At 70.7% G+C, this 23743-nt stretch carries 18 protein-coding genes; 8 read left to right on the forward strand and 10 right to left on the reverse strand.

The annotated features are described in order from the left end of the window. Positions 1-21: 21 nt before the first annotated feature. Complete coding sequence (locus ACFPLC_RS34430) at positions 22-438, forward strand: CBS domain-containing protein (RefSeq protein WP_043781305.1); 417 nt, start codon at positions 22-24, stop codon at positions 436-438. A 66-nt stretch (positions 439-504) separates the two neighbouring features. Here ACFPLC_RS34430 and ACFPLC_RS34435 read toward each other — a convergent pair whose 3' ends face one another. From ACFPLC_RS34435 to ACFPLC_RS34460, 6 genes are all read right to left on the reverse strand, one after another. Then, on the reverse strand, positions 505-810 hold the full coding sequence (locus ACFPLC_RS34435; protein WP_378191155.1) for a DUF3040 domain-containing protein: 306 nt from the start codon (positions 808-810) through the stop codon (positions 505-507). Positions 811-875: 65 nt separating this feature from the next. Beyond that, positions 876-2642: an IlvD/Edd family dehydratase gene (locus ACFPLC_RS34440; protein WP_378191153.1), complete on the reverse strand. Its 1767-nt coding sequence runs from the start codon at positions 2640-2642 to the stop codon at positions 876-878. A gap of 151 nt (positions 2643-2793) precedes the next feature. Continuing rightward, entirely contained in the window at positions 2794-4206 is a 1413-nt protein-coding gene (locus ACFPLC_RS34445) for a GH1 family beta-glucosidase (protein WP_378191151.1), read from the reverse strand. Next, complete coding sequence (locus tag ACFPLC_RS34450) at positions 4203-5102, reverse strand: carbohydrate ABC transporter permease (protein WP_191314487.1); 900 nt, start codon at positions 5100-5102, stop codon at positions 4203-4205. The genes ACFPLC_RS34445 and ACFPLC_RS34450 overlap by 4 nt, the downstream gene beginning before the upstream one ends. Then, positions 5099-6094, reverse strand: a complete 996-nt coding sequence (locus ACFPLC_RS34455) for a carbohydrate ABC transporter permease (RefSeq protein WP_378191147.1) — start codon at positions 6092-6094, stop codon at positions 5099-5101. Before ACFPLC_RS34455 ends, ACFPLC_RS34450 begins: the two co-directional genes overlap by 4 nt. Before the next feature lie 4 nt (positions 6095-6098). Next, positions 6099-7403 (reverse strand): ABC transporter substrate-binding protein, encoded by a 1305-nt coding sequence (locus ACFPLC_RS34460; RefSeq protein ID WP_378191144.1) that lies wholly within the window; start codon positions 7401-7403, stop codon positions 6099-6101. Positions 7404-7653: 250 nt separating this feature from the next. Here ACFPLC_RS34460 and ACFPLC_RS34465 point away from each other — a divergent pair, with 250 nt between their 5' ends. From ACFPLC_RS34465 to ACFPLC_RS34480, 4 genes are all read left to right on the forward strand, one after another. Further along, positions 7654-8649, forward strand: coding sequence for a LacI family DNA-binding transcriptional regulator (locus ACFPLC_RS34465; RefSeq protein ID WP_191314539.1), 996 nt, complete (start codon positions 7654-7656; stop codon positions 8647-8649). A 411-nt stretch (positions 8650-9060) separates the two neighbouring features. Continuing rightward, complete coding sequence (locus ACFPLC_RS34470) at positions 9061-11979, forward strand: glycoside hydrolase family 48 protein (protein WP_378191142.1); 2919 nt, start codon at positions 9061-9063, stop codon at positions 11977-11979. A gap of 10 nt (positions 11980-11989) precedes the next feature. After that, positions 11990-13519 carry a cellulase family glycosylhydrolase gene (locus ACFPLC_RS34475; protein ID WP_378191140.1) on the forward strand — a complete coding sequence of 510 codons (1530 nt, stop codon included), beginning with the start codon at positions 11990-11992 and terminating at the stop codon, positions 13517-13519. A 35-nt stretch (positions 13520-13554) separates the two neighbouring features. Then, positions 13555-15375: a glycoside hydrolase family 6 protein gene (locus ACFPLC_RS34480; protein WP_378191138.1), complete on the forward strand. Its 1821-nt coding sequence runs from the start codon at positions 13555-13557 to the stop codon at positions 15373-15375. Between the two features lie 202 nt (positions 15376-15577). Here the strand turns inward: ACFPLC_RS34480 and ACFPLC_RS34485 are convergent, their stop codons facing one another. Beyond that, positions 15578-16105: a GNAT family N-acetyltransferase gene (locus ACFPLC_RS34485; protein WP_378191135.1), complete on the reverse strand. Its 528-nt coding sequence runs from the start codon at positions 16103-16105 to the stop codon at positions 15578-15580. Between the two features lie 48 nt (positions 16106-16153). Then, positions 16154-17425 (reverse strand): ABC transporter substrate-binding protein, encoded by a 1272-nt coding sequence (locus tag ACFPLC_RS34490; RefSeq protein ID WP_378191133.1) that lies wholly within the window; start codon positions 17423-17425, stop codon positions 16154-16156. Between the two features lie 206 nt (positions 17426-17631). Between ACFPLC_RS34490 and ACFPLC_RS34495 the strand changes: the two genes are divergently transcribed. After that, complete coding sequence (locus tag ACFPLC_RS34495) at positions 17632-18582, forward strand: LacI family DNA-binding transcriptional regulator (RefSeq protein ID WP_378191131.1); 951 nt, start codon at positions 17632-17634, stop codon at positions 18580-18582. A gap of 59 nt (positions 18583-18641) precedes the next feature. Here ACFPLC_RS34495 and ACFPLC_RS34500 read toward each other — a convergent pair whose 3' ends face one another. After that, positions 18642-19763, reverse strand: a complete 1122-nt coding sequence (locus ACFPLC_RS34500) for a lytic polysaccharide monooxygenase (protein ID WP_378191129.1) — start codon at positions 19761-19763, stop codon at positions 18642-18644. 168 nt (positions 19764-19931) lie between these two features. Between ACFPLC_RS34500 and ACFPLC_RS34505 the strand changes: the two genes are divergently transcribed. Both ACFPLC_RS34505 and ACFPLC_RS34510 read left to right on the forward strand, forming a co-directional pair. Next, positions 19932-21125, forward strand: a complete 1194-nt coding sequence (locus ACFPLC_RS34505; protein WP_378191126.1) for an AGE family epimerase/isomerase — start codon at positions 19932-19934, stop codon at positions 21123-21125. Positions 21126-21160: 35 nt separating this feature from the next. Then, positions 21161-22156, forward strand: coding sequence for an aldo/keto reductase (locus ACFPLC_RS34510; RefSeq protein WP_378191124.1), 996 nt, complete (start codon positions 21161-21163; stop codon positions 22154-22156). Between the two features lie 67 nt (positions 22157-22223). Here the strand turns inward: ACFPLC_RS34510 and ACFPLC_RS34515 are convergent, their stop codons facing one another. Further along, positions 22224-23405, reverse strand: coding sequence for a cellulose-binding domain-containing protein (locus ACFPLC_RS34515; protein WP_378191122.1), 1182 nt, complete (start codon positions 23403-23405; stop codon positions 22224-22226). Between the last annotated feature and the right edge of the window lie 338 nt (positions 23406-23743).

Consider the following 23743-nt stretch of genomic DNA (forward strand, 5'->3'; position numbering starts at 1 on the left):
GCCAGGAGAAAGGAGTCCAGGATGACCACCGCACGCGACATCATGACGTCGGACGCGACCTGCGCCCGGGAGTCCGACACCGTGCACGACGCCGCGGTCACGATGGCGCAGAAGGGCGTCGGCGCCCTGCCGATCTGCGGCGAGGACAACCGGCTGAAGGGCATGATCACCGACCGCGACATCGTGGTGAAGGTGCTGGCCGAGGGCAAGGACCCGCGCGCGGTCCACGTCGGCGAGCTCGCCCAGGGCGAGGTCGTCACGATCGGCGCGGACGACGACGCCCAGGAGATCCTGCGCACGATGTCCGAGCACCGCGTCCGCCGGCTGCCGGTGATCGACGGGCACGACCTGGTCGGGATCGTCGCCCAGGCCGACGTGGCCAGGGCACTGTCGAACCCGAGTGCCGGCGAGCTGGTCGAGGCGCTGTCCTACGACTGAGTGGCGCTTCGACGCAGAACGGCCGCCCCCGGCGCGAGTTCCGGGGGCGGCCGTTCTGTGGGTTCGTCAGGGCGTTCCGGCCGGTGTCGCACCGTCCTCAGTGGACTCGCGGGCCGACTCGGCGCGGGCGATGTGCCAGGCCACCAAGGCGCCCGCGCTCACCGTGCCCCAGAGCACGAGCGCGGCGTCGCGGGCGAACAGGCCGACGAGCAGCATCACCACCGCGGTGACGTCGCTGAGTACCAGCAACAGGTTCCAGCGCCGGGGCGAACGCAGCTTGGGGCCGCTGAAGGCGGCGGCGAACGCGGGATCACTCGCGCGCAGCTCGGCCTCGATTTCGCGCAGGGCGTGCCGTTCTCGATCCGGGAGCATGGGGGCCTCCTCGCCTCGGCTATCGAGCGGAGTACCCGTTTTCCCCGCTTCCGAAGCGGGAAACCTCAGTGGTTGTCGCGGGGGATTCCCTTCGTCGCCGCGATGCGCTGGTAGGCCACGGCCGGCCGCAGCACCATGCCGTCACACAGCTGGTCGACCATCGACCGCTGGATCTCCTGCCACGGCGTCTGCGACTCCGGTACCGGGTACCCGCCGGCCTCGGCCAGTTCCCGGTGGCGCCGCGCGAGTTCGTCGTCGGGGATCAGCACGTCCGCGGTGCCGGCGCCGAGGTCGATCCGGACCCGGTCGCCGGTCCGCAGCACGGCGAGACCGCCGCCCGCCGCGGCTTCGGGGGAGGCGTTGAGGATCGACGGCGAGCCGGAGGTGCCCGACTGGCGGCCGTCGCCGAGGCAGGGCAGCTCGTGCACGCCCCGCTTGATCAGCTCGGCGGGCGGCCGCATGTTGACCACCTCCGCCGAGCCGGGGTAGCCGAGCGGGCCGGTGCCGCGCATGACCAGCAGCGAGTGCTCGTCGACGCCGAGGTCCTCCTCGTCGATGCGCGCGTGGTAGTCCTCGGGGCCGTCGAACACGACCGCGGTGCCTTCGTAGACACCCCCGGCCAGGTACCGGCGCCGGAACTCCGGCGAGATCACGCTGGACTTCATGATCGCCGCGTCGAAGAGGTTGCCCTTCAGCACCAGGAAGCCGGCGTCGGGCAGGAGCGCGGTGTCGAAGGTGCGGATGACGTCCCGGTCGCCCGCCTCGGCGTCGCGGCAGTTGTCGCCCAGGGTGCGGCCGTTGACGGTGGGCGCGTCCTCGTGGATCAGCCCGTGCCGCATCAGCTCGTGCACCACGGCCGGGACGCCGCCCGCGCGGTGGAACTCCTCGCCGAGGTACTTGCCCGCGGGCTGCAGGTCGACCAGCAGCGGGACGCCGTGGCCGAGCCGCTGCCAGTCGTCGAGGGGCAGGTCGACGCCGATGTGCCGGGCGATCGCCCCGATGTGGATGGGCGCGTTGGTGGAGCCGCCGATCGCGGAGCTCACGACGATGGCGTTCTCGAACGCTTCGCGCGTCAGGATGTCCGAGGGCTTGAGGTCCTCGCGGACCATCTCGACGATCCGCAGCCCGGTCCGGTAGGCCATCCGCGCCCGGTCGCGGTGCGGGGCCGGGATGGCCGCGCAGCCGGGCAGGCTCATCCCCAGGGTTTCGGCGAGCGCGTTCATCGTGGACGCCGTGCCCATCGTGTTGCAGTGCCCCGGTGACGGCGCGGACGACGCGACGAGCTCCATGAATCCGGTGTCGTCGATCTCCCCGGCGGCGAGCAGCTCCCGCGCCTTCCAGATGATCGTGCCGGACCCGGTGCGCTCGCCGTTGTACCAGCCGTTGAGCATCGGACCGCCGGAGAGCACGATCGCGGGCAGGTCGACGGTCGCGGCGGCCATCAGGCACGCGGGGGTGGTCTTGTCACAGCCGGTGGTGAGCACGACGCCGTCGATCGGGTAGCCGTAGAGGGTCTCCACCAGGCCGAGGTAGGCGAGGTTGCGGTCGAGCGCGGCGGTGGGGCGTTTGCCGGTTTCCTGGATGGGGTGGACCGGGAACTCGATCGCGACCCCGCCCGCCTCGCGGATGCCTTCACGCGTCCGGTCGGCCAGTTGCAGGTGGTGGCGGTTGCAGGGGGTCAGGTCGGAGCCGGTCTGCGCGATCCCGATGATCGGCTTGCCGGACTGCAGCTCCTCCCGGGTCAGGCCCCAGTTCTGGTAGCGCTCGAGGTAGAGCGCGGTCATGCCGGGGTCGGCGGGGTTGTTGAACCAAGCTTCGCTGCGCAGTCCCATACCGGCCAGTCTGGCAACGGCGGTTCCGGAATGCACCCCCCTCCGGCAGATGCAGTGAATGACTCATTCCTGGCCTCCGACGCCAGGAATGAGTCATTCACTGCGAGTGAGACGTGGCGGGCACCCGCGCCGGTGCCCGCCACGAACCCCCTCAGCCGAGGCCGTTGAGGCCGATCACCCGGGAGTACCAGTGGGCGCTCTGCTTCGGCGTCCGCCGCTGCGTGGCGTAGTCGACGTGGACCAGGCCGAACCGCTTCGCGTACCCCTCGGCCCACTCGAAGTTGTCCAGCAGCGACCAGTAGAAGTACCCGCGCAGGTCGACGCCGGCCTGGATGGCGTCGTGCGCCGCCCGCAGGTGCGAGTCGAGGAACGCCACGCGGTCGGTGTCGACGATGTCACCGCCGTCGGAGACGACGTCGGGGTAGGACGCGCCGTTCTCCGTGATGTACAGCGGCACCGGCCGGTAGCCGCGGTGCACCTGCAGCAGGGACTCGGTCAGCCCGGCCGGCTGGACCTCCCAGCCCGAGTCGGTGCGGGGAGCCGCCGGGTCCGGGACGAAGTGCACGTCGGCGGCACCGACCCACTCCGGGCCCGCCGGCTCGCTGCCCGGCACCGGACGGCCCGCGACGCGGTAGTCGCGGTAGTAGTTCACGCCCAGCCAGTCGACGTGCGCGGCGATGACCGCGGCGTCGTCGTCGCGCACGACGGAGCCCAGGCCGAACGGCTCGAGGTCGGCGACCAGGTCGTCCGGGTAGCCGCCGCTCAGCACCGGGTCGAGGAACAGCCGGTTCTGCAGGCCGTCGATGCGCCGGGCCGCGGCGACGTCGGCGACGTTGGCCGGGTCGTGCGGAGCGACCGGGTACAGGTTCAGCGTGATGCCGGCCGCGGTGCCCGGGGCGTGCCGCCGGATGATGTCCATCGCCAGGCCGTGTCCCAGCAGCAGGTGGTGCGTGGCCGCGACGGCCGCCGGATGGTCGGTGCGGCCGGGCGCGTGGATGCCGCCCGCGTAGCCGAGCATCGCGGCGCACCACGGCTCGTTGAGCGTCGACCAGCTGGCGACGCGGTCACCGAGCCGCTCCAGCACGGTCTCGGTGTACTCGGCGAACCGGTAGGCGGTGTCCCGGTTGGTCCAGCCGCCCTTCTCCTCCAGCGCCTGCGGGAGGTCCCAGTGGTACAGCGTGGCCCACGGCTGGATCCCGGACTCGAGCAGGCAGTCGGCCAGCCGGTCGTAGAAGGCGAGCCCGGCGGCGTTCGGCTCGCCGCCGTCCGGCCGCACCCGCGGCCAGGCCAGCGAGAAGCGGTACGCACCGAGGTTGAGCCGGCGCATCAGCCCGACGTCTTCGGAGTACCGGCGGTAGTGGTCGGCCGCCGGCTCGCCGTTGTCGCCGCCCCGGACCGCACCCGGGCGGCGGGCGAAGACGTCCCAGACCGAGTCGGTGCGCCCGTCGGCCGTCGTGGCTCCTTCGACCTGGAACGCCGCGGTGGCGGCGCCCCAGACGAAGCCAGGCGGGAACATCAACGCGGTCTCCGCCCGAACGCTGTCGGGATGTACGGACATGTTCACCCTTTCACGGCACCTTGCATGATCCCGGCCACGATCTGGCGGCCGAGGAGGACGAAGACGATGAGGATGGGAATGGTGGCCAAGGTCGTGCCGGCCAGGACGAGCGAATAATCGATGTAGTAGCCGCTCTGCAGCTTCTCCAGGGCCACCTGGACGGTGGGGTTGCCGGCGTCCAGCACGACGAGCGGCCACAGGAAGTCGTTCCACGACATCATGAACGTGAACATCGCGAGGATCGCCGCGGCCGGGCGGACGGCGGGCATGCAGACGTTCCAGAAGATCCGGATCATGCTGCAGCCGTCGACGCGCGCGGCCTCGACGAGCTCGTACGGCAGCGCGTCGAGCGTGTACTGCCGCATCCAGAACACCCCGAACGCGGTGACCAGGTTGGGCACGATCACCGCCGCCAGGCTCCCCGTCCAGCCCAGTTCGGACATCGCGATGAACAGCGGGATGATGCCGAGCTGGGTGGGCACCGCGAGGGTCACGACGATGAACACGAACGCCTTGTTGCGCCCCCGGAAGCGCAGTTTCGCGAAGGCGAAGCCGGCCAGCGAGGAGAACAACACGGTCGTCAGCGTCACCGTGCCGGACACGATGACGCTGTTGGCCAGCGCCTTCCAGAACGGCACGGTGTCGAACACCCGCGCGGCGTTGGCGAAGAAGTTGCCGCCGGGCACGAACGGCGGGATGCGCTCGGTGAGCATCCCGTTGTCGCGGCTGGCCACCAGGAACGACCAGTAGAACGGGAACAGCGAACCGAGCACGAAGATCGCCAGCACGACGTAGGTCGCCTTGCGGGGCCTGCCGAGCGTGGCGACCTTCTGCCGGAGGCCCGGCTTCCTCGTGTCACCGCCGAGGTCACGGCCTTGGACATCACTCTGGAGTGTGGTCATTTCTTCTTCACCTTCACCGCCGGGGTGCTGGCGATCCGGCTGGTGATGAAGAAGTTCGCCAGCGCGATGAGCACGATGATCAGGAACAGCACCCAGGCGATCGCCGAGGCGTAGCCGAGGTCGGCGTTCTGGAACGCCGTCTGGTAGAGGTACAGCGTCACGGTCTGGAACTGGTTGGTGGAACCGCCGTTGTTCGACCCCGGCATGGCGTCGAACAGCTTCGGCTCGGTGAAGATCTGCAGGCCACCGATCGTCGAGGTGATGGTGATGAAGATCAGCGTCGGCCGCAGCAGCGGCAGGGTGACGTTCCAAAAGCGGCGCCACGTGCCGGCGCCGTCGATCAGCGCCGCCTCGTGCAGTTCCTTCGGGATGGCCTGCATGGCCGCCAGCACGATCAGGGCGTTGTACCCGGTCCAGCGCCAGTTCACCATGATCGCGATGGCGACGTGGCTGGCGAACCGGTTGGCCTGCCATTCGATCGGGTCCAGTCCGAAGGTCTGCAGCACGCCGTTGATCAGCCCGTACTTCGAGCCGAACAGGTTGGCGAAGATGATGCCGATGGCGACGAGACTGGCCGCGTACGGGAGCAGGATGCCCACGCGCCAGCCGGTCGCGCCGCGCAACCGGGCGCTGAGCAGCGCCGCCAGCAGGATCGCGATGATCAGCTGCGGGATGCTGGAGAGCAGGAAGATGCTGATCGTGTTGACCAGCGCGTTCCAGAACTGCGTGTCCGCGAACAGCTCGGTGTAGTTGCCGAAGCCGAGGAAGTCGGGGTGGTCGGCCCCGGCCTCCCATTTGAACATCGAGACGTACGCCGTGTAGAGCAGCGGGAACAGGCCGACGATCCCGAACACGACGAAGAAGGGGGCGATGTAGAGGTACGGCGAGACCTTGACGTCCCACCGGCTCAACCGGTGACGGAAGGTGGGCCGGGGAGACACCCGCTCCCCGGCCTTACTCCCTTCTGGCGCGACCTTGTCGATGACGGTCATCGGTTCAGCGCGTGATCTTCTTCGCGGCTTCGACCATCTGGTTCCACGCGTCCGCCGCCGGCTTGCCCTGTTCGACCGCCTGCAGGGCCGGGCTGGACGCGTTTTCCTGGATCTGGCCGTCACCGGGGCCCTTGTACTGCGGCTTCTGGACCTTCTTGGCCTGCTCGGCGAACAGCTGGCCGACCTTCGTGTCGCCGAAGTAGTCGTTGGTGTAGTTCAGCAGCGCCGGGTCCGAGAGCGCCTTGACCTGGCTGGGGAAGGTGCCCTTGGCCTGGAACGCCTTGATCTGCTGCTCGGGCGCGGTCAGCCAGGCCGCGAGTTCGGCGGCTTCCTTCGGGTGCTTCGACTGCGTCGGGACGGTCAGGTACGAGCCACCCCAGTTGCCGCCGCCGCCGGGGAACGCCGCGGTGACCGCCCACTTGCCCGCGTTCTCCGGGCCGGCGTGCTCCTTGATGACGCCGAGCATCCACGCCGGGCACACCTTCGTGGCGAACGCGCTCTGCTTGAAGCTGGCTTCCCACTCGGGGCTGAACGCCGTGAGCTTGGCCGACTCGCCCTTGGCGACCGCGTCGGTGACCTTGGTCCAGGCGTCCTTGAGGCCCTGGTTGCTCTCGACGGCCAGCTTGTCGTCCTTGTTGATGTAGCCCTCGGGAAGCTGGTTGACCATCGCGTTGAAGTTCTGCGAGGCCGAGTCGAACCAGGCCTTGCCGTTGCTCTTCTTCACGAAGTCCGCGCCGGCCGCGAAGTAGCTGTCCCAGGTGGCGAACAGCGGCTTGACGGCTTCGGGGTCGTCCGGCAGGCCGGCGGCCTTGAACATGTCCTTGCGGTAGCACATGGCGAGCGGGCCGATGTCGGTGCCGTAGCCGATGAGCTTGCCGTCCTTGGTCTTGGCGGCTTCGTACTTCCAGCTCAGCCAGCGGTCCGGGGAGGCGTCGGCCGGGCCGATCTTGCTCAGGTCGTTGAACTTGGAGCCCTTGTCGAGGAAGTCCGACAGGTGACCCTCTTCGAGGGCCGTCACGTCGGCGAGACCGGAACCCGCGGCCAGCTTGGTGACGAGTTCCTCGTGGTAGGGACCGCCCTGGCCGGTCTTGCGGTGGGTGATCTTGATGTTCGGGTGCAGCCGCTCGTACTCCGGGATGAGGCCCTCGTAGCCGAACTCGGTGAACGTCGCCAGCGTCAGCTCGACCTTCTCGTTCGGGTTCGCGGCCGCCGGCGTGTTCGTGTCACCGCCCCCGCTGCAGGCCGAGGCGCCGAGCGCCGTCATCGTGATGCCCAGTGCCAGGACCAGGCCGTTCCGGATCGTTCTCACGTGTCCAACCACCTTGTTGACGGGAATGAGCGCTCTCACTGCTGGGAGCCGATCTGGGAGCGCTCCCAGGTGTGGGAGAGTCTGGTGGGGCCCCTTACCGGTGTCAAGAGGTCGTAACCGGAGTGTTTCCTGCGAGGAGCGCTCCCGGACGCGCGAGGACGTGAACGTTAAGCTGAGACGGTCAGAGTTGCAGAGGGTGAGCGAGGGCGGTGCCGTGGGGCCTCGAGCAGGGGATGAAGAACGGCCGACACTGGAGGACGTCGCGGCGTTCGCCGGTGTGTCGCGGTCGACGGCGTCACGGGCGTTGAACGACGACGCGTACGTCAGCGCGGCGGCGCGCGAGAAGGTCCTGGCCGCGGCCCGTGACCTGGGCTATTCCCCGAACCAGGCGGCGCGGTCGCTGGTCACGCGCCGCACCGGGGCGATCGCGGTGGTGCTGTCGGAGCCGGAGTCCCGGCTGCTCGACGACCCCTACCGCGCCGCCGTCATGCGGGCGGGCTACCGGGAGCTCGCCGACGTCGGCCGCCAGATGGTGCTGATCTTCAGCGACATCCGCGAGGACCTGAGCCGCACGGTCCGGTTCCTCGAGGGCGGCCACGTCGACGGCGCGCTCGTGTTCGCCCCGCACCGGGCCGACCCGCTGCCGAAGGCGCTGCGGCTGCTGCGCATCCCGGTGGTGTTCGGCGGCCAGGCGGCCGGCATCCGCCGCGGTGTCCACGTCGTCGACTTCGACAACGAGGGCGGCGCCCGGCTGGCGGTCGAGCACCTGGTCGCCTCCGGCAGGCGGCGGATCGCCACGATCGCCGGCCCCCAGGACCAGAGCGCCCCGATCGACCGCCTCGCCGGCTGGCGCAAGACCCTTCTCGACGCCGGGCTCGACCCCGCCGACCTGGCCGAAGAGGGCGATTTCACCCTCTCGGGCGGCGCGAACGCGATGTCGTCGCTGCTGGCCCGGCACCCGGACCTCGACGCGGTGTTCGTCGCCAGCGACATGATGGCCGTGGGCGCGCTGCGCACCCTCGGCGGCGCGGGCCGCCGCGTCCCGGACGACGTCGCGGTGGTCAGCTTCGACGACAACGTGACACTGGCCCCGGCCATGGATCCGCCGCTGACGTCGGTCCACCAGGACCCGCGCGAGCAGGTCCACGCCATGGTCGAGACCCTGATGCGGCTGCTCGACGACCAGAACCTGAAGCCGCGCCAGCACATCCTCCCGGTCTCCCTGGCGGTTCGCGCTTCCAGCTGACCCACCGTGTCCGGCCGAACCCGCGTGTCGTCCATCCGGACACGCGGGTCGTCCGGCTGGGCGCGTGCCGGTTCTCCGGTCGCGCTCAACTCCGCGTGCGCTGCGCCGACCGGCGTTCCCCGGTAGGTGGGAGCTTTCCGGCGCAGGTGTACACGTTCGGCGCTAAATAACGTTTCACGAAACGGTGCGTCACCGCCTGGCTGGGCCGAAAGAGTGATGTGCCCACCATCGGGGGCGGCTGTTCAGGAGCGTTCAGTGCGCCGCCGCTCGCCGGACGCGCAGAAGTGACGTTCCGGGCCCCGGTGTCCTTCTGACTCGATTCTTTACATCCAGGTTTCCGGCTGGCTACCGTCTGCGCCTGGAAGCGCTCCCAGATCGCTGGCTCCCTACGGACAAAGGAGTTCCGCAGCCATGCGTTCCTCTCCTCGAAAGCGCGCCCGTGCGCTGGCACTGGCCTCGGCCGTGCTGGCGGTCACGGGTGCGGTGGTCGCCCCACCACCGGCGCTCGGCGCCGACATCGCCTGTTCCGTCACCTACACCACCAACGACTGGGACACCGGGTTCACCGCGAACGTCTCGCTGCGCAACGACGGAGCTCCGTTCGACAGCTGGAAGGTCGGCTGGACGTTCCTCGACGGCCAGAAGGTCCAGCAGGGCTGGAGCGCCACGTTCGCCCAGTCGGGCGCGGCGGTCACGGCGACGAACCTGTCCTACAACGGCCACCTCGACACGGGCGCGAGCACGTCGTTCGGGTTCAACGGCACGAAGGGCTCGGCCAACCGCCCGCCGACCGACTTCTCGGTGAACGGCACCGCGTGCACCGGCGCGAACAAGGCGCCGACGGTAACCCTGACCTCGCCGAGTTCGACCGGCACCTACTACGCCCCGGCGACGATCCCGCTGGCCGCGACGGCCGCGGACAGCGACGGCACGGTGAGCAAGGTCGAGTTCTACGCCGGTGACACGCTGCTGGCCACCGACACCGCCGCGCCGTTCGAAGGCAACTGGGGCAACGTCCCGGCCGGGACGTACTCGATCAGCGCCAAGGCCTACGACAACAAGGGCGCCAGCACGACCTCCAGCCCGGTCAGCGTGAAGGTCCTGTCCGGGCCGACCATCGTCGCCGCCCCGGCGACCGCGCAGGTCAAGCAGGGCGGGACGACGACGTTCGCGGTTTCCCTCGCCGGTGCCCCGTCCGCGCCGGTGACCGTCGCGGTCGCGCGGACGGCGGGCAGCACGGACCTGACGGCCGCTCCGGCGAGCCTGACGTTCACGGCGTCGAACTGGAACGTGCCGCAGAACGTCACGGTCTCCAGCGCCGACAACGGCGGCGACCTGGGCAGCGCGACCTTCACCGCGAGCAGCTCCGGCTACACCGCGGCGACGGTGACGGTGAACGAGATCTCGTCGTCCACTTCGGACTACCAGCTCGCGTTCCTGACGCAGTACAACAAGATCAAGGACCCGAACAACGGCTACTTCCGGAAGTTCGGCAACATCCTGGTGCCCTACCACTCGATCGAGACGCTGATCGTCGAGGCGCCGGACCACGGGCACGAGACGACGTCGGAGGCGTTCAGCTACTACCTGTGGCTGGAAGCGTCCTACGGCCGGGTGACCGGCGACTGGGCCCCGTTCAACCAGGCCTGGACCTCGATCGAGACCTACGCCATCCCGTCGGCGGCGGACCAGCCGGGCAACTCCGGCTACAACGCCACCAAGCCGGCGACGTACGCGGCGGAGTACCCGAGCCCGAAGTCGTACCCGTCGCCGCTGCAGTCGAACGTTCCGGTCGGGTCCGACCCGATCGCGGCCGAGCTGAAGGCGGCCTACGGCTCGCCGGACGTCTACGGCATGCACTGGCTGCTGGACGTGGACAACATCTACAAGTTCGGCCACTGCGAGGACGGCACCAACACCGCGCCGGCGTTCATCAACACCTTCCAGCGCGGCTCGCAGGAATCGGTGTGGGAGACGGTCACGCAGCCCAGCTGTGACGTGCTGAAGTTCGGTGGCAAGAACGGCTACCTCGACCTGTTCACCGGCGACTCCTCCTACGCCAAGCAGTGGAAGTACACCGACGCGCCCGACGCGGACGCCCGCGTGGTGCAGGTGGCCTTCCAGGCCGAGAAGTGGGCGCAGGCGCAGGGCAAGAGCGCCGACGTCGCGGCCGTGCTGAAGAAGGCGTCGAAGATGGGCGACTACCTGCGGTACTCGCTGTTCGACAAGTACTTCAAGAAGATCGGCAACTGCGTCGGCCCGGCGAGCTGCCCGGCGGGCACCGGCAAGGACAGCGAGCACTACCTCATCTCGTGGTACTACGCCTGGGGCGGTTCGATGGACTCGTCCAGCGCCTGGGCGTGGCGGATCGGCGACGGTGCGGCGCACCAGGGTTACCAGAACCCTCTGGCCGCGTACGCGTTGTCGGCCGATCCGGGCCTGAAGGTCACTTCGGCGACCGGGGCGACCGACTGGGCGACCAGCCTCAGCCGGCAGATGGAGTTCCTGCAGTGGCTGCAGTCGTCCGAAGGCGGTCTCGCCGGCGGTGCGACCAACAGCTGGGACGGCCAGTACGGCACCCCGCCCGCGGGCACGCCGACGTTCTACGGGATGTACTACGACTGGCAGCCGGTCTGGCACGACCCGCCGAGCAACCAGTGGTTCGGCTTCCAGACCTGGGGCATGGAGCGGATCGCCGAGTACTACCAGGCGACCGGTGACGCCCGGGCGAAGAAGATCCTCGACAAGTGGGTGCCCTGGGCGATCGCGAACACCACGGTCGGCGCGGGCGGGAGCTTCCAGATCCCGTCCGACCTGACCTGGAGCGGCGCACCGGACACGTGGAACGCCACCAGCCCCGGGTCGAACACCGGCCTGCACGTCGCGGTGAAGAACTACAGCCAGGACGTCGGGGTCGCGGCCTCGCTCGCCAAGACGCTGCTCTACTACGCGTCCGGGTCGAGCAACGCCCAGGCCAAGACGGTCGGGGAGCAGCTGCTGAACGCCCTGTCGGCCAACACCGACGCCAAGGGCATCGCGGTGCCGGAGACCCGGACGGACTACGACCGGTTCGACGACAAGTACAACGCCACGACCGACCAGGGGCTGTACGTGCCCTCGGGCTGGACGGGCACCATGCCGAACGGCGACGCGATCAACTCCAGCTCCACGTTCCTGTCGATCCGGTCGTTCTACAAGAGCGACCCGCAGTGGCCGAAGGTCCAGGCCTACCTGGACGGCGGGGCTGCGCCGACGTTCACCTACCACCGGTTCTGGGCGCAGTCGGAGATCGCCACGGCGTTCGCCGCGCACGTCGCCCTGTTCGGCTGAGAGGCACTTGATGAAGCGACTGCTCTCGCTGGTGGTCGCCGCACTGGTCGGGGGCGCCGTTCTCACGGCGTCCCCGGCCACCGCGGCCCCGCAGGCCACGGCGGCGGCCGGCACCGGCACCGGGTTTTGGCACGCTGCCGGATCCCAGCTGTACGACTCGACCGGTGCACCGGTCCGGATGACCGGGATCAACTGGTTCGGTGCCGAGACGGCCAACTACTCGCCGCACGGGCTGTGGAGCCGCAACTACAAGGACATGCTCGACCAGATGGCCGGGCTCGGGTACAACACGCTGCGGCTGCCGTACTCGAATCAGCTGTTCGACGCCGGGTCCAAGCCGGTCAGCATCGACCAGGTGCAGAACCCGGACCTGCAGGGCCTGTCCGGCCTGCAGGTGCTCGACAAGATCGTCGCCTACGCCGGCGTCAAGGGCATGCGCGTGCTCCTGGACCGGCACCGGCCGGACTCCGGCGCGCAGTCCCCGCTCTGGTACACCAGCGCGTACTCCGAAAGCCGCTGGATCTCCGACTGGACGATGCTGGCCCAGCACTACAAGGGCAACCCGACGGTGATCGGCGCCGACCTGCACAACGAACCGCACTCGATCCAGGGCGGCGGGGGAGCGTGCTGGGGCTGCGGCGACACCGCGACCGACTGGCGGCTGGCCGCCGAGCGCGCCGGCAACGCCGTGCTCGCGGCGAACCCGGACTGGCTGATCGTCGTCGAAGGCGTCGACTGCGTCGGCGGCACCGGCGACCCGGAGTGCGGCTGGTGGGGCGGCAACCTCTCCGGGGCGAAGCAGTTCCCGGTGCGACTGTCCAAGCCGGACAAGCTGGTGTACTCCGCGCACGAGTACGCGACTTCGGTCTTCGCCCAGAAATGGTTTTCCGACCCGGCGTTCCCGGCGAACCTGCCCGCGCTGTGGGACCATTTCTTCGGCTACCTGCACAAGCAGAACATCGCGCCGGTGCTGCTCGGGGAGTTCGGCTCCACGCTCGCCGACCCGCGCGACAAGGTCTGGCTGCAGGAACTGATGAAGTACGCCGGCACGGGCCCGTCCGGGATGAGCTTCACCTACTGGTCGTGGAACCCGAACTCGGGCGACACCGGCGGCATCCTCAACGACGACTGGACGACGGTCAACCAGGCCAAGCAGGCGATCCTGCAGCCGTACCTGATCCCGCCGGTGGGCTCGGGCGGCGGCACGACCGACCCGCCGCCCGCGTCGAGCTGCGGGGTCACCTACCACGTCGACAACACCTGGCAGGGCGGCTTCACCGCCACCGTGACGCTGAAGAACACCGGCAGCGCGGCGCTGAAGAACTGGGCGCTCGGCTGGACCGTGCCGTCCGGGACGCAGATCACCGGCGGCTGGAACGCGACCGTCACACAGACCGGGCAGCAGGCGAGCGCCAAGGCGCCCGCCTGGGCGCCCGACCTCGCCGGCGGGGCCTCGGTGTCGATCGGCATCCAGGCCACCGGCGGCTCGACCGGCGCACCGAGCGGCTTCGCCGTCGGCGCGACCGCCTGCACCACCTGACCCACCCCACCGAAAAACACTAAGGAGCGCACTCGATGAGGAGTGAATTCTGGTCCGCGAAGAGGAAGTCACGGTTCGCCGTGGCGTCCTCGGTGACGGCGGCGGCGATGACCGCCGGATTACTGGTGGCCGGGGGCAGTCCGGCGGGCGCCGCCACCGGCTGCAAGGTCACCTACACGGTCAACCAGTGGGACACCGGCTTCACCGCGAACGTCTCCGTGACCAACCTCGGCGACGCCGTTTCGTCCTGGAACGTCGAATGGGACTTCGCCGGCAACCAGCAGGTGCAGCAGGGCTGGAGCGCCACGTTCAGCCAGAGCGGCAAGCACGTGAGCGCGAAGAACCCCTCGTGGGGCGGCAACCTGGGCGCGAACGCGACGGCCAGCTTCGGCTTCAACGGCTCGTACTCGGGCACCAACGACATCCCGACGTCGTTCTCGCTCAACGGGGCCCACTGCGACGGCACGTCCCCGACCACGACGCCGACGACCCCCAGCACCACCACGACGACCCCGACGACGACGCCCACGACCACGACGACCACCCCGACGACGGTGACCACGACGCCCCAGCCCGGGACGCACGTGGACAACCCGTACGTGGGGTCGAAGGGGTACGTGAACCCGGACTGGTCGAGCGAGGTCAGCGCGGCGGCCGCGGCCAAGGGCGGCACGCTCGGCGCCCAGATGGCCAAGGTGGCCAACACCTCGACCGCGGTCTGGCTGGACCGGATCGCCGCGATCGCCGGCACGGCGGACTCCCGGGGCCTGCGTGGGCACCTGGACGCGGCGCTGGCCCAGCAGAGCGGCGGCACCCCGGTGACCATCCAGATCGTCGTCTACGACCTGCCGAACCGCGACTGCGCGGCGCTGGCGTCCAACGGTGAGCTGAAGGCCGCGCAGAACGGCCTGGCCCGGTACAAGAGCGAGTACATCGACCCGATCGCCTCGATCCTGTCCGACGCGAAGTACGCGCCGCTGCGGATCGTGACGATCGTCGAGCCGGACTCGCTGCCGAACCTGATCACGAACACCTCGATGGCGACCTGCGCGGAAGCGCAGTCCACCGGGGTGTACACGCAGGGCATCCAGTACGCGCTGAACAAGCTGCACGCGATCTCCAACGTCTACAACTACCTGGACATCGCGCACTCGGCGTGGCTGGGCTGGGACAGCAACTTCGGTCCGTTCGTCAACCTGGTCAAGCAGACCCTGCAGGGCACCACGGCCGGCGTGAACAGCATCGACGGCTTCATCAGCTCCACGGCCAACTACACGCCGCTGACCGAGCCGAACCTGCCCGACCCGAACCTCACGGTCGGCGGGCAGCAGCTGAAGTCGGCGACGTTCTATCAGTGGAACCCGTACTTCGCCGAGGTTCCGTTCGCCACCGCGATGTACAACGCCTTCGTGGCGGCGGGCCTGCCCAGCAGCATCGGCATGCTGGTGGACACCTCCCGCAACGGCTGGGGCGGCGCGGCCCGGCCCAGCGGGGCCTCCGGGTCCACGGTGGACGCCTACGTGAACTCGGGCCGGATCGACCGGCGGCTGCACCGCGGCAACTGGTGCAACCAGAGCGGCGCCGGCCTCGGCGTGCGGCCCACGGCGGCACCCGCGGCGCACTTCGACGCCTACGTCTGGGTCAAGCCGCCGGGTGAGTCCGACGGCGCCAGCCAGCAGATCCCGAACGACGAAGGCAAGGGCGCGGACCCGATGTGCGACCCGACCTTCCACGGGACGCAGCAGGCCAACGGCGGCAACCTGACCGGTGCCCTGCCGAACGCCCCGCTGTCCGGCAAGTGGTTCGAGGCCCAGTTCGAGGAACTGGTCCAGAACGCCTACCCGCCGGTGCAGTAAGACCCCGGGCCGGGCGGTGCCGCGCAGCCGCCGCCCGGCCCGGCCTCCACCACGGTGGCAGCGGCCTGTCCCGCCGGGCCGCTCGCCGCGGTCCCGCCCGCGCCGCCTGACCGGCCGGGCGGGACAGCGAGATCCGGCCCCGGTGCCCGCAGCGGCCTCCTGCGGCCCCGGGCCGGATCCCGCGGCTCGTCGCTTCGGCGGCTCAGCCGAGGTCCTTGCGGAAGCTCAGCCGGTCCAGTCCCGGCCCGTCGTAGTCGGGCTGGACCGGCACCCCCTCGAACTCCTTCGGCCCTGGTTCGGTGACGAACCCCATCCGGGTGTGGAACGCGTGCGAACCCTTGTTCTCCGGCGAAGTGATCGCCCGGACCACCGAGCGCCCGTGCGCGGCGCTGTAGGCGAAGAAGCGCTCGTACAGCGCTGCGCCCAGCCCGCGGCCGCGCTCCGCGGGCTCGACCCCGACGAAGTGGATGTAGCTCTCGGCCGGCCTCGACGGCGAGAGGAACCCGATCAGGAACGCGACGATCCGCTCGTCCGCTGTCACCAGGAAGCTGCTGTCGGTGAAATGCTGGAACATCAGCTTCGGCAGCAGCAGTGCCCGCTGGCGCGAGCCCGCTTCGCCGCCGAGGCCACCCCACCAGCGGTCGAGGACCGCCAGCACCGGGAGGTGGTCGTCCGGGCCGGGGTGCCGGATCGTGTGGTGCCGCCAGGGCTCGGGCAGGGGGGAGACCATGGCCCCCACCCTGCCCTGTCCGCCGGGCCCCGGCGAGCGGGTTTCCGGTCAGGGGACGAGCTTGTGCACCCCGATCAGCACCTGCTGCCAGACGGCGGCGGGATCGGCGCCCTGCTCGACCGCCTTGAGCGACGGCGCGATCACCGTCTCCTGGATCTTGCCGTCGCCCGGCCCCTTGTACTGCGGTTTCCCGACCTTGCGGGCCTGTGCGACGAACACCTGGCCGCTCAGCGCCCCGCCGAAGTAGCCGTTCATCTCGCTGAGCAGGTCCGGGGAGGTGAAGGCGTCGACCTGGCTCGGGAAGTTCCCGCTGACCCGGAACGCGTGCAGCTGCTGCTCCGGCGCGGTCAGCCAGGCGGCGAGCGCGGCGGCCTCCTTCTGGTGCGGGCTCGAGGACGGCACGGTGAGGAAGGACCCACCCCAGTTGCCGCCGCCGTCCGGGAAGGCGTCGGTGAGCGCCCACTTGCCCGCGTTGCCGACGCCGGCCTGCTGCTCGATGACGCCGAGCATCCACGACGGACAGACCTTCGTCGCGAAGGCGCCGGTGCGCAGGCCGTTGTTGCCGTCGTCCTGGAAGGCGGTCAGCCCGGCCGACTGCCCCTGCTTCACCGCGGCGGTGACCTGGTTCCAGGCGTCCCTCAGCGCGGTGTTCGTCTCCAGCGTCGAGTGGTCTTCGCGGTCGAGGTAGCCGACCGGGAGCTGGTTGACCTTGGCGTTGAAGACCTGCGCCGCGGAGTCGAACCACGGCTTGCCGTGCGAGCGCTTGACGTACTTCTCGCCGGCCTGGAAAAAGCTGTCCCAGGTCGCGAACATCGTCTTCACCGAGCCCGGGTCGGTCGGCAGCCCGGCCGCTTCGAGCAGGTCCTTGCGGTAGCACATGGCCAGCGGGCCGATGTCCGTGCCGTAGCCGACGAGCTTGCCGTCCTTGCTGCGGCCCGCCTCGTACTTCCACTCCAACCACCGGCCGGGCTTCACGTCGGGCGGCCCGATCTCGGCCAGGTCGGCGAACTTGTCCGCGTGGGCGAGCACGTCGGCGAGGTGGCCTTCCTCGACGGCCTGGACGTCGGCGAGCTCCTGGCCCTTCTGCAGCTTGTCCAGCAGGTCCTGGTGGTACGGTCCACCCTGCTCGGTCCGGACCTGGCGGATGGTGAGCCCGGGGTGGGTGAACTGGTAGCCGGGGATCAGGTCGTCGTAGCCGAACTCGCCGAACGTCGCCACGGTGAGTGTGATCCGCTCCGGCGTGCCCGGCCCGCACCCGCCGGTCAGGATGAGCAGGACGACGGCGGCGGCGAAGGCCAGCTGTCTTCGGATCTGCTTCATGCGCGCGCACTCCCCGTTCGCGGCACGCTCCCGGCCCCCATTGGCTGGGAGCGCTCCCGGGGGGAGTCTCGTTTCCCGATGCGGCAGGTGTCAAGGTACGCGACGGCGGGTGTCCGCACGGACACGGACCGCGGGGTCCGTGTCCGGCGTCTTGGCTGGTGCCGTCGGTTGTGGTGCTCGGACTCGTGGTGCGAAGAGAGGGTGCGATGAAGCGTCCGACGATCACCGACATCGCGAAGGAGGCCGGCGTCTCCAAGGGCGCGGTGTCCTACGCCCTCAACGGCCGCCCCGGCGTCTCGGAGGCCACTCGGCGGCGGATCACCGAGATCGCCCGGGAGCTCGGGTGGGCGCCGAGCAGCACCGCGCGGGCGCTGTCCGGCGGCCGGACCGGGGCGCTCGGCCTGGTGCTCGACCGGTCCCTGGAGGCGTTCGTCCCGGCCCTGCTCGACGGCTTCGAGGGGGAGTTGCTGCTGCAGGTCGCGCCCGGCCGCGACGCGGCGGTGGTCATCTACCGCCGGTGGCGGGCGGAGCGGAGGGTCGACGGCGTGCTGCTGACCGAGCCGGGCTGCGCGGCCGAGCTGGTGCGGATCGGCCTGCCGGCGGTGGCGCTCGGCGGCCCGGGCGGGCTGCCGGGTGTCCCGTCGGTGCTGGTCGACGACGTCACCGGCGCCGCCGAGGCGCTGGCCTACCTCGCCGCACTGGGGCACCGGCACGTGGTCCGCATCGCGGGTGCGGCGGCGTTCGCCGACCCCGCGGCGCGGGGCCGGGCGTTCACCACCGCGGCGACCGGGATCCCGCACCCGGGCACGGTCCGCCCCGAACCCTCGGCCGACGCGGTCCGCCGGGTGCTGTCCACCCGTCCCCGGCCCACGGCGCTGCTGTGCGACACCGACGACCTCGCGGTGGCCGCGCTCGCCGCCGCGCGGGAACTCGGCCTCGCGGTGCCGAAGGACCTCTCGGTGGTGTCGTGGGACGACACCCCGCTCTGCCGGCTGGTCCGCCCGGCGCTCACGGCCATCCGGCGCCCGCTGGCCGAACTCGGCTCGCTGGCGGCCGGGGTCCTGCAGGACCTGCTGGCGGGGGAGCAGGTCGGTGACGTGTACACGTCCCGGCCGCGGTTGATCACCCGCGGCAGCACGGGCCCGGCGAACGCGTGAGGGCCGCTTCGGGGAACACTCCCCGAAGCGGCCCTCCCGGACTGTCCACTCAGGATGGTTCAGGTGCCCTGGCAGGTCGGTGACGGGGGCACGCTTCCTCCTGTCGTGTTGACGACCATGCCGAAGGCGGCCGTGCCGTCGGCCGCGATGCTGCCGTTCCAGTCGGCGTTGCGGACCGTGACAGCCGAGCCGGACTGGCTGAGCGTGCCGTTCCACACGCTGGCGATCGTCTGGCCCGCGGGCGGTGTCCAGCTCACCTGCCAGCTCCGGTACGCCGTCGTGCCGTGGTTCATCACCGTCACGGTGGCCTGGTAGCCGCCGCTCCAGGTATTGGTGATCTCGACCATCGCCATGCACGAACCCGGCGGCATCGGCGTCGTGGTGGTCGTCGGCGTGGTGGGGGTGGTCGGCTTGGTGGGCGTCGTCGGGGTGGTCGGCGTGGTCGGGGTCGTGGGCGTCGTCGTGGTGCCCGTTCCCGGGTCCTTCACGCCCGTGACCTCGCCGTGCCCGCCGTCGAAGGTGACGTCCGAGCAGCCGTAGAACGTTTCCGCGCTGTCCGAGCGCTTCCACACCGAGTAGATGATGTGCCGGCCGGACTTGTTCGACGGCAGTGCGCCGCTCCACTTGTACTGGCCTTCCACCGTGCCCACCTGGCCGGTCACCGGCGGGTGGTCCACCGTCAGGAACGGCTGGTCCTCCAGGGAGTCCCAGGTGAGCGGCTGGTTCGGGTTCCAGCCGTCCTTCGTCACGTACGTGTAGAACCAGCCCGGGTGGGCGGCCCACGCGTTGTACGAGAAGTCGAACTGGGCGCCGGCGGTGAGGTGGGTCAGCGGCCAGTTGCCGACCCCGTCGAACCCGGCGTAGTTCGGGTTCCCGCCGGAGCACAGCTTCCCGTCGGGGATGAACCCGCGCGTGCGCCCGGCGCCGTCGGACCGCAGCACGCCGAACCAGTTGTACAGCGAGTTGGCGCCGCTGACCCCCACCGCGGCCGCGCAGGCCGGGTTCTGCGGCTTGATCTCACCGGTCGAACTGAGCCCGTCCTGCCAGCACAGGAAGGTCCGGCTGCCCGGTTTCATCATGGCGCCGTGCGCCTCGGCCGTGCCGGTGGTCAGCAGGACGGCGGTCAGGCTCGCCAGCAGCACGGTGACGGCGGCGAGGATGGTACTTCGTCTCCTGGTCACGTCAGTCCCTTCATTGGGTTGCGTGCGTCGAAGACTGGGAGCGCTTCCAAGGTCAGGATACGCGGTGGGGGTCACTTCCGGAACAGCCCGCGATGGCCGGGGCGGGGGCCTTGGCCTACGTTTTGCGGGGGCCGTCGAACGCCGGCGGGCCGTGGAGAAAGGCAGAGAGTGGACAGTCCGTCTTCGGTTCCCGCCTGGGTGCGCGCCGAACCCGCCCGGCTGCTCGGTTTCGCCCGCGGCGCGGCGCACCCGGACGGCGGGTTCGCCTGGCTCGACGACACCGGGCGCCCGGTGCTCGACCGGCCCGTCGAGACCTGGATCACCTGCCGGATGACGCACGTCTTCGCCCTCGCCGCCCTGCAGGGCGCGGACACCGGTGAGCTGGTCGCGCACGGCATCGCGGCGCTGACCGGCCCGCTGCGCGACGCGGAGCACGGCGGCTGGTACGCCTCGACGGCCTTGGCCGAAAAGCGGGCCTACGAGCACGCGTTCGTCGTGCTGGCCGCCGCGAGCGCGGCCGCGGCCGGCGCCGACGGAGCGCGGCCGTTGCTGGCCGAAGCCCTGGAAACCGTCGAACGCCGGTTCTGGGAACCGGACGCCGGGCTGGTCGCCGACGTCTGGGACCGCGGCTGGACGCGCCTGGAGGACTACCGCGGCGCCAACGCCAACATGCACACCGTGGAGGCCCTCCTGGCCGCCGCCGACGTCACCGGCGACGCGGTGTGGACCGCGCGTGCTTTGTCCATTGTGGAGCGTCTGGTGCACGGCGAAGCCCGCGCGCACGGCTGGCTGCTGCCGGAGCACTACGACCCGGACTGGCGCGTGCGGCTCGAGTTCAACCGCGCCGAACCCGCCCACCCCTTCCGCCCGTTCGGCGCCACCGTCGGGCACCTCTTCGAATGGGCGCGGCTGGCCGTCCACCTCGGACGGGCGCTCGGGGACACCGCGCCGGCATGGCTGGTGCCCGACGCGGCCGCGCTGTTCGAGGCCGCCGTCCGGTACGGCTGGGCCGTCGACGGCCGGCCGGGGTTCGTCTACACGACCGACTTCGCCGGGACGCCGGTGGTGCGCACCCGGCTGCACTGGGTGGTGGCCGAGGCGGTGGCCGCGGCGTGGACGCTGCACCAGGAGACCGGCGACCCGGCGTACCTCGCCCGGTTCCAGCAGTGGTGCGGGCACGCCGAAACCTGCTTCGTCGACCGCGAACGCGGTTCGTGGCACCACGAACTCGACCCGGACAACCGGCCCGCCACGACCGTGTGGGAGGGCAAACCGGACGTCTACCACGCCTACCAGGCGACGCTGCTGCCCGAGCTGCCGCCCGCGGCGTCGTTCGCCGGCGCGCTCCTCGCGCGCGGATAAACTGCCCTCGCCGTCCTCTTTCGACAAGGAGCACCATGTCGCCTTACGTCGCGGCCGAAGACCGGTACGCGGAGATGCCGTACCGGCGGGCCGGGCGCAGCGGGCTGAAGCTGCCCGCGGTGTCGCTCGGCCTCTGGCACAACTTCGGGGACGACAAGCCCCTCGACGTCCAGCGGGCGGTGCTGCGCCGAGCGTTCGACCTCGGGGTGACGCACTTCGACCTGGCCAACAACTACGGCCCGCCGCCCGGCTCGGCCGAGGCGAACTTCGGGCGCCACTTCGCCGCCGACTTCCGTCCCCACCGCGACGAGATCCTCGTGTCGTCCAAGGCGGGTTACCTGATGTGGGACGGCCCGTACGGCGAGTGGGGCTCCCGCAAGAACCTCCTGGCGAGCCTCGACCAGAGCCTGGCCCGCACCGGGCTGGACCACTTCGACATCTTCTACTCGCACCGCCCGGATCCGGACACGCCGATCGAGGAGACGATGGGCGCGCTCGACACCGCCGTCCGCTCCGGGAAGGCGCTGTACGCGGGCATCTCGAACTACTCGCCCGAGCAGACCGAGGCCGCGCTCGCCGCATTGACGGAGCTGGGAACGCCGCTGCTGATCCACCAGCCGCGGTACTCGATGCTGGACCGCTGGGTCGAAGACGGCCTGCTGGACACCCTCGATGAGCACGGCGTCGGCTCGATCGCGTACTCGCCGCTGAGCCAGGGCCTGCTGACCGACCGCTACCTCGACGGCATCCCGGCCGATTCCCGCGCGGCGGGCGCCAGCCCGTTCCTCACCAGCGACCGGCTGACCGAGGACACCCTGGCGACCATTCGCGCGCTGAACGAGGTCGCCGAGGGCCGCGGGCAGACGCTGGCCCAGCTGGCCATCGCCTGGGTGCTGCGCCGCGGCCGGGTCACCTCCGCGCTGATCGGCGCCAGCAGCGTCGCCCAGCTGGAGAACACCGTCGCGGCCACCGCGAACCTCGAGTTCACCGACGAGGAGCTCGCCGGGATCGAGCGAATCCTCGGCCGCTAGCCCGCTGCCGCGGCGGTCGTGAGTGGTAAGGCGGGTTAGAACCCGCCTTACCACTCACGACCGGCGGTCAGCAGCCGATGCGGGTGGTGCCGACGGCCACGTCGTCGTACCACAGCGTGTCGGCGTCGCCGGCGTAGCTTTCCCAGCCGAGCCGCAGGTCGGTCACCGCCGGGCGCCAGGTCTTGGCGAGCCACTGCTGGTCGATGTCCGGGGTCGGGACGCCGTCGACGACGAGCCCGGGCACCTCGGCGGAGTTCAGCCAGGTCCGGAGCCGGCCCGCGGCGCCGTCGACCTCGAACTCGAAGCAGGACCAGGTGCCCGTCGCCAGCGGGACGCTCTGGGCCACCCCGGCCGGGCTCTGCGCGGGCAGGGTCGCGTCGTCGGACTCGCGGTTCCACTGCAGGGCCTGGTTCTGCCCGCCGGCGCGCAGGTCGCGGCCGGAGGGGTCCTCAGTGTCGCGCATGGCCATGAAGGCGACGTGCCCGGTGGGCAGCGGCGTGGTGTGGCGGACCCAGAACCGGCCGAAGAGGTGGTTCGAGCCGACGCCGGTGAGGCTCGTGCCCAGGAACGCGTGGTTGCAGTAGCCACCCTGGCCGGTGACCTTGACCGAACGGCTGCCCGAGTGCGCGACCGAGCTGTCGACGGCGACGGTCCCGGTGCCGGTGCAGTTGGCCGCCCCGACCGTCCAGCGGCCGCCCGGCGTGCCGCCGGTCTGCTGCTCGAAGTCGTCGCAGATGGCGGCGCTCGTGCATCCCGCGGGCGGTGGCCCGGAGGTCGTGGTGGTCGGGGTCGTGCTGGTGGGGGTGGTGCTGGTGGGGGTGGTGGGCGTGGTCGAGGTCGGGGGAGCGGGGTCGCCGCACGAGACGCCGTTGAGCGCGAAGTCCGTCGGGGTGTCGTTCGTTCCGCTGTAGGTGCCCTGGAGGCCGAACGAAACCGAGCCGCCGGCGGGCAGCGCGCCGTTGTAGGACAGGCTCTGCGCGGTGACCGCGGTCCCGGTCTGGCGGACGGTGGCGTTCCAGGCGGACGTCACGGACTGGTTGCCGGCGTAGTGCCAGGTGAGCGTCCAGGACGAGGCCGCGGTGGCGCCGTTGGTCACCGTGATGTCGGCGGTGTACCCGGTCTGCCACTGGTTGACGCGGTAGGCGACCGAGCACGCGGGGGCGGCGGCGGCCGGACCGGCCACGACCACCGCGGTGGTGCCCGCCGCGGCGAGGCAGAGCGCGGCCAGTGCGCCGGCGAACCTGTTCATGGGGGTGGCTCCTCCTCCGGACGCGGACAGGGGCGCCGTGGCCTGCACCACGACGCCCCTGGGTGGTGGCCGCGTTCTGGCGAGGCGACCTGGCATGGGAGCGCTTCCAGCCGCCGGAAAGGTAACCCCGGCGTGTCGGGCTTGTAAAGAGCGACCCGGACGCGGACCCATCCGGTGGTCCGTTTTCCGCAGCCGGTGCGGCGGGGACCGCGACTGAACACTCCTGAACGGCGGAAGCCGTTGGGGTGCAGGAGTTGTCCCGGTCGCACTGTGCCACCGGGTCGCGGTGCCGGACGCCGCCGTTGGGGTGGATTCCGGAAATCTGCCGCAAGATCACA

The sequence above is a fragment of the Amycolatopsis plumensis genome (assembly GCF_042652605.1).
GTDB lineage: Bacteria > Actinomycetota > Actinomycetes > Mycobacteriales > Pseudonocardiaceae > Amycolatopsis > Amycolatopsis plumensis.

Excerpts from the sequence above, each read along its gene's own strand:
- ACFPLC_RS34450 (WP_191314487.1), bottom strand. The coding sequence starts at position 5,102 with ATGACCACACTCCAGAGTGATGTCCAAGGCCGTGACCTCGGCGGTGAC.
- ACFPLC_RS34440 (WP_378191153.1), bottom strand. The coding sequence starts at position 2,642 with ATGGGACTGCGCAGCGAAGCTTGGTTCAACAACCCCGCCGACCCCGGC.
- ACFPLC_RS34435 (WP_378191155.1), bottom strand. The coding sequence starts at position 810 with ATGCTCCCGGATCGAGAACGGCACGCCCTGCGCGAAATCGAGGCCGAG.
- ACFPLC_RS34515 (WP_378191122.1), bottom strand. The coding sequence starts at position 23,405 with ATGAACAGGTTCGCCGGCGCACTGGCCGCGCTCTGCCTCGCCGCGGCG.
- ACFPLC_RS34495 (WP_378191131.1), top strand. The coding sequence starts at position 17,632 with ATGAAGCGTCCGACGATCACCGACATCGCGAAGGAGGCCGGCGTCTCC.
- ACFPLC_RS34480 (WP_378191138.1), top strand. The coding sequence starts at position 13,555 with ATGAGGAGTGAATTCTGGTCCGCGAAGAGGAAGTCACGGTTCGCCGTG.
- ACFPLC_RS34510 (WP_378191124.1), top strand. The coding sequence starts at position 21,161 with ATGTCGCCTTACGTCGCGGCCGAAGACCGGTACGCGGAGATGCCGTAC.
- ACFPLC_RS34470 (WP_378191142.1), top strand. The coding sequence starts at position 9,061 with ATGCGTTCCTCTCCTCGAAAGCGCGCCCGTGCGCTGGCACTGGCCTCG.
- ACFPLC_RS34455 (WP_378191147.1), bottom strand. The coding sequence starts at position 6,094 with ATGACCGTCATCGACAAGGTCGCGCCAGAAGGGAGTAAGGCCGGGGAG.
- ACFPLC_RS34490 (WP_378191133.1), bottom strand. The coding sequence starts at position 17,425 with ATGAAGCAGATCCGAAGACAGCTGGCCTTCGCCGCCGCCGTCGTCCTG.
- ACFPLC_RS34430 (WP_043781305.1), top strand. The coding sequence starts at position 22 with ATGACCACCGCACGCGACATCATGACGTCGGACGCGACCTGCGCCCGG.
- ACFPLC_RS34475 (WP_378191140.1), top strand. The coding sequence starts at position 11,990 with ATGAAGCGACTGCTCTCGCTGGTGGTCGCCGCACTGGTCGGGGGCGCC.
- ACFPLC_RS34485 (WP_378191135.1), bottom strand. The coding sequence starts at position 16,105 with ATGGTCTCCCCCCTGCCCGAGCCCTGGCGGCACCACACGATCCGGCAC.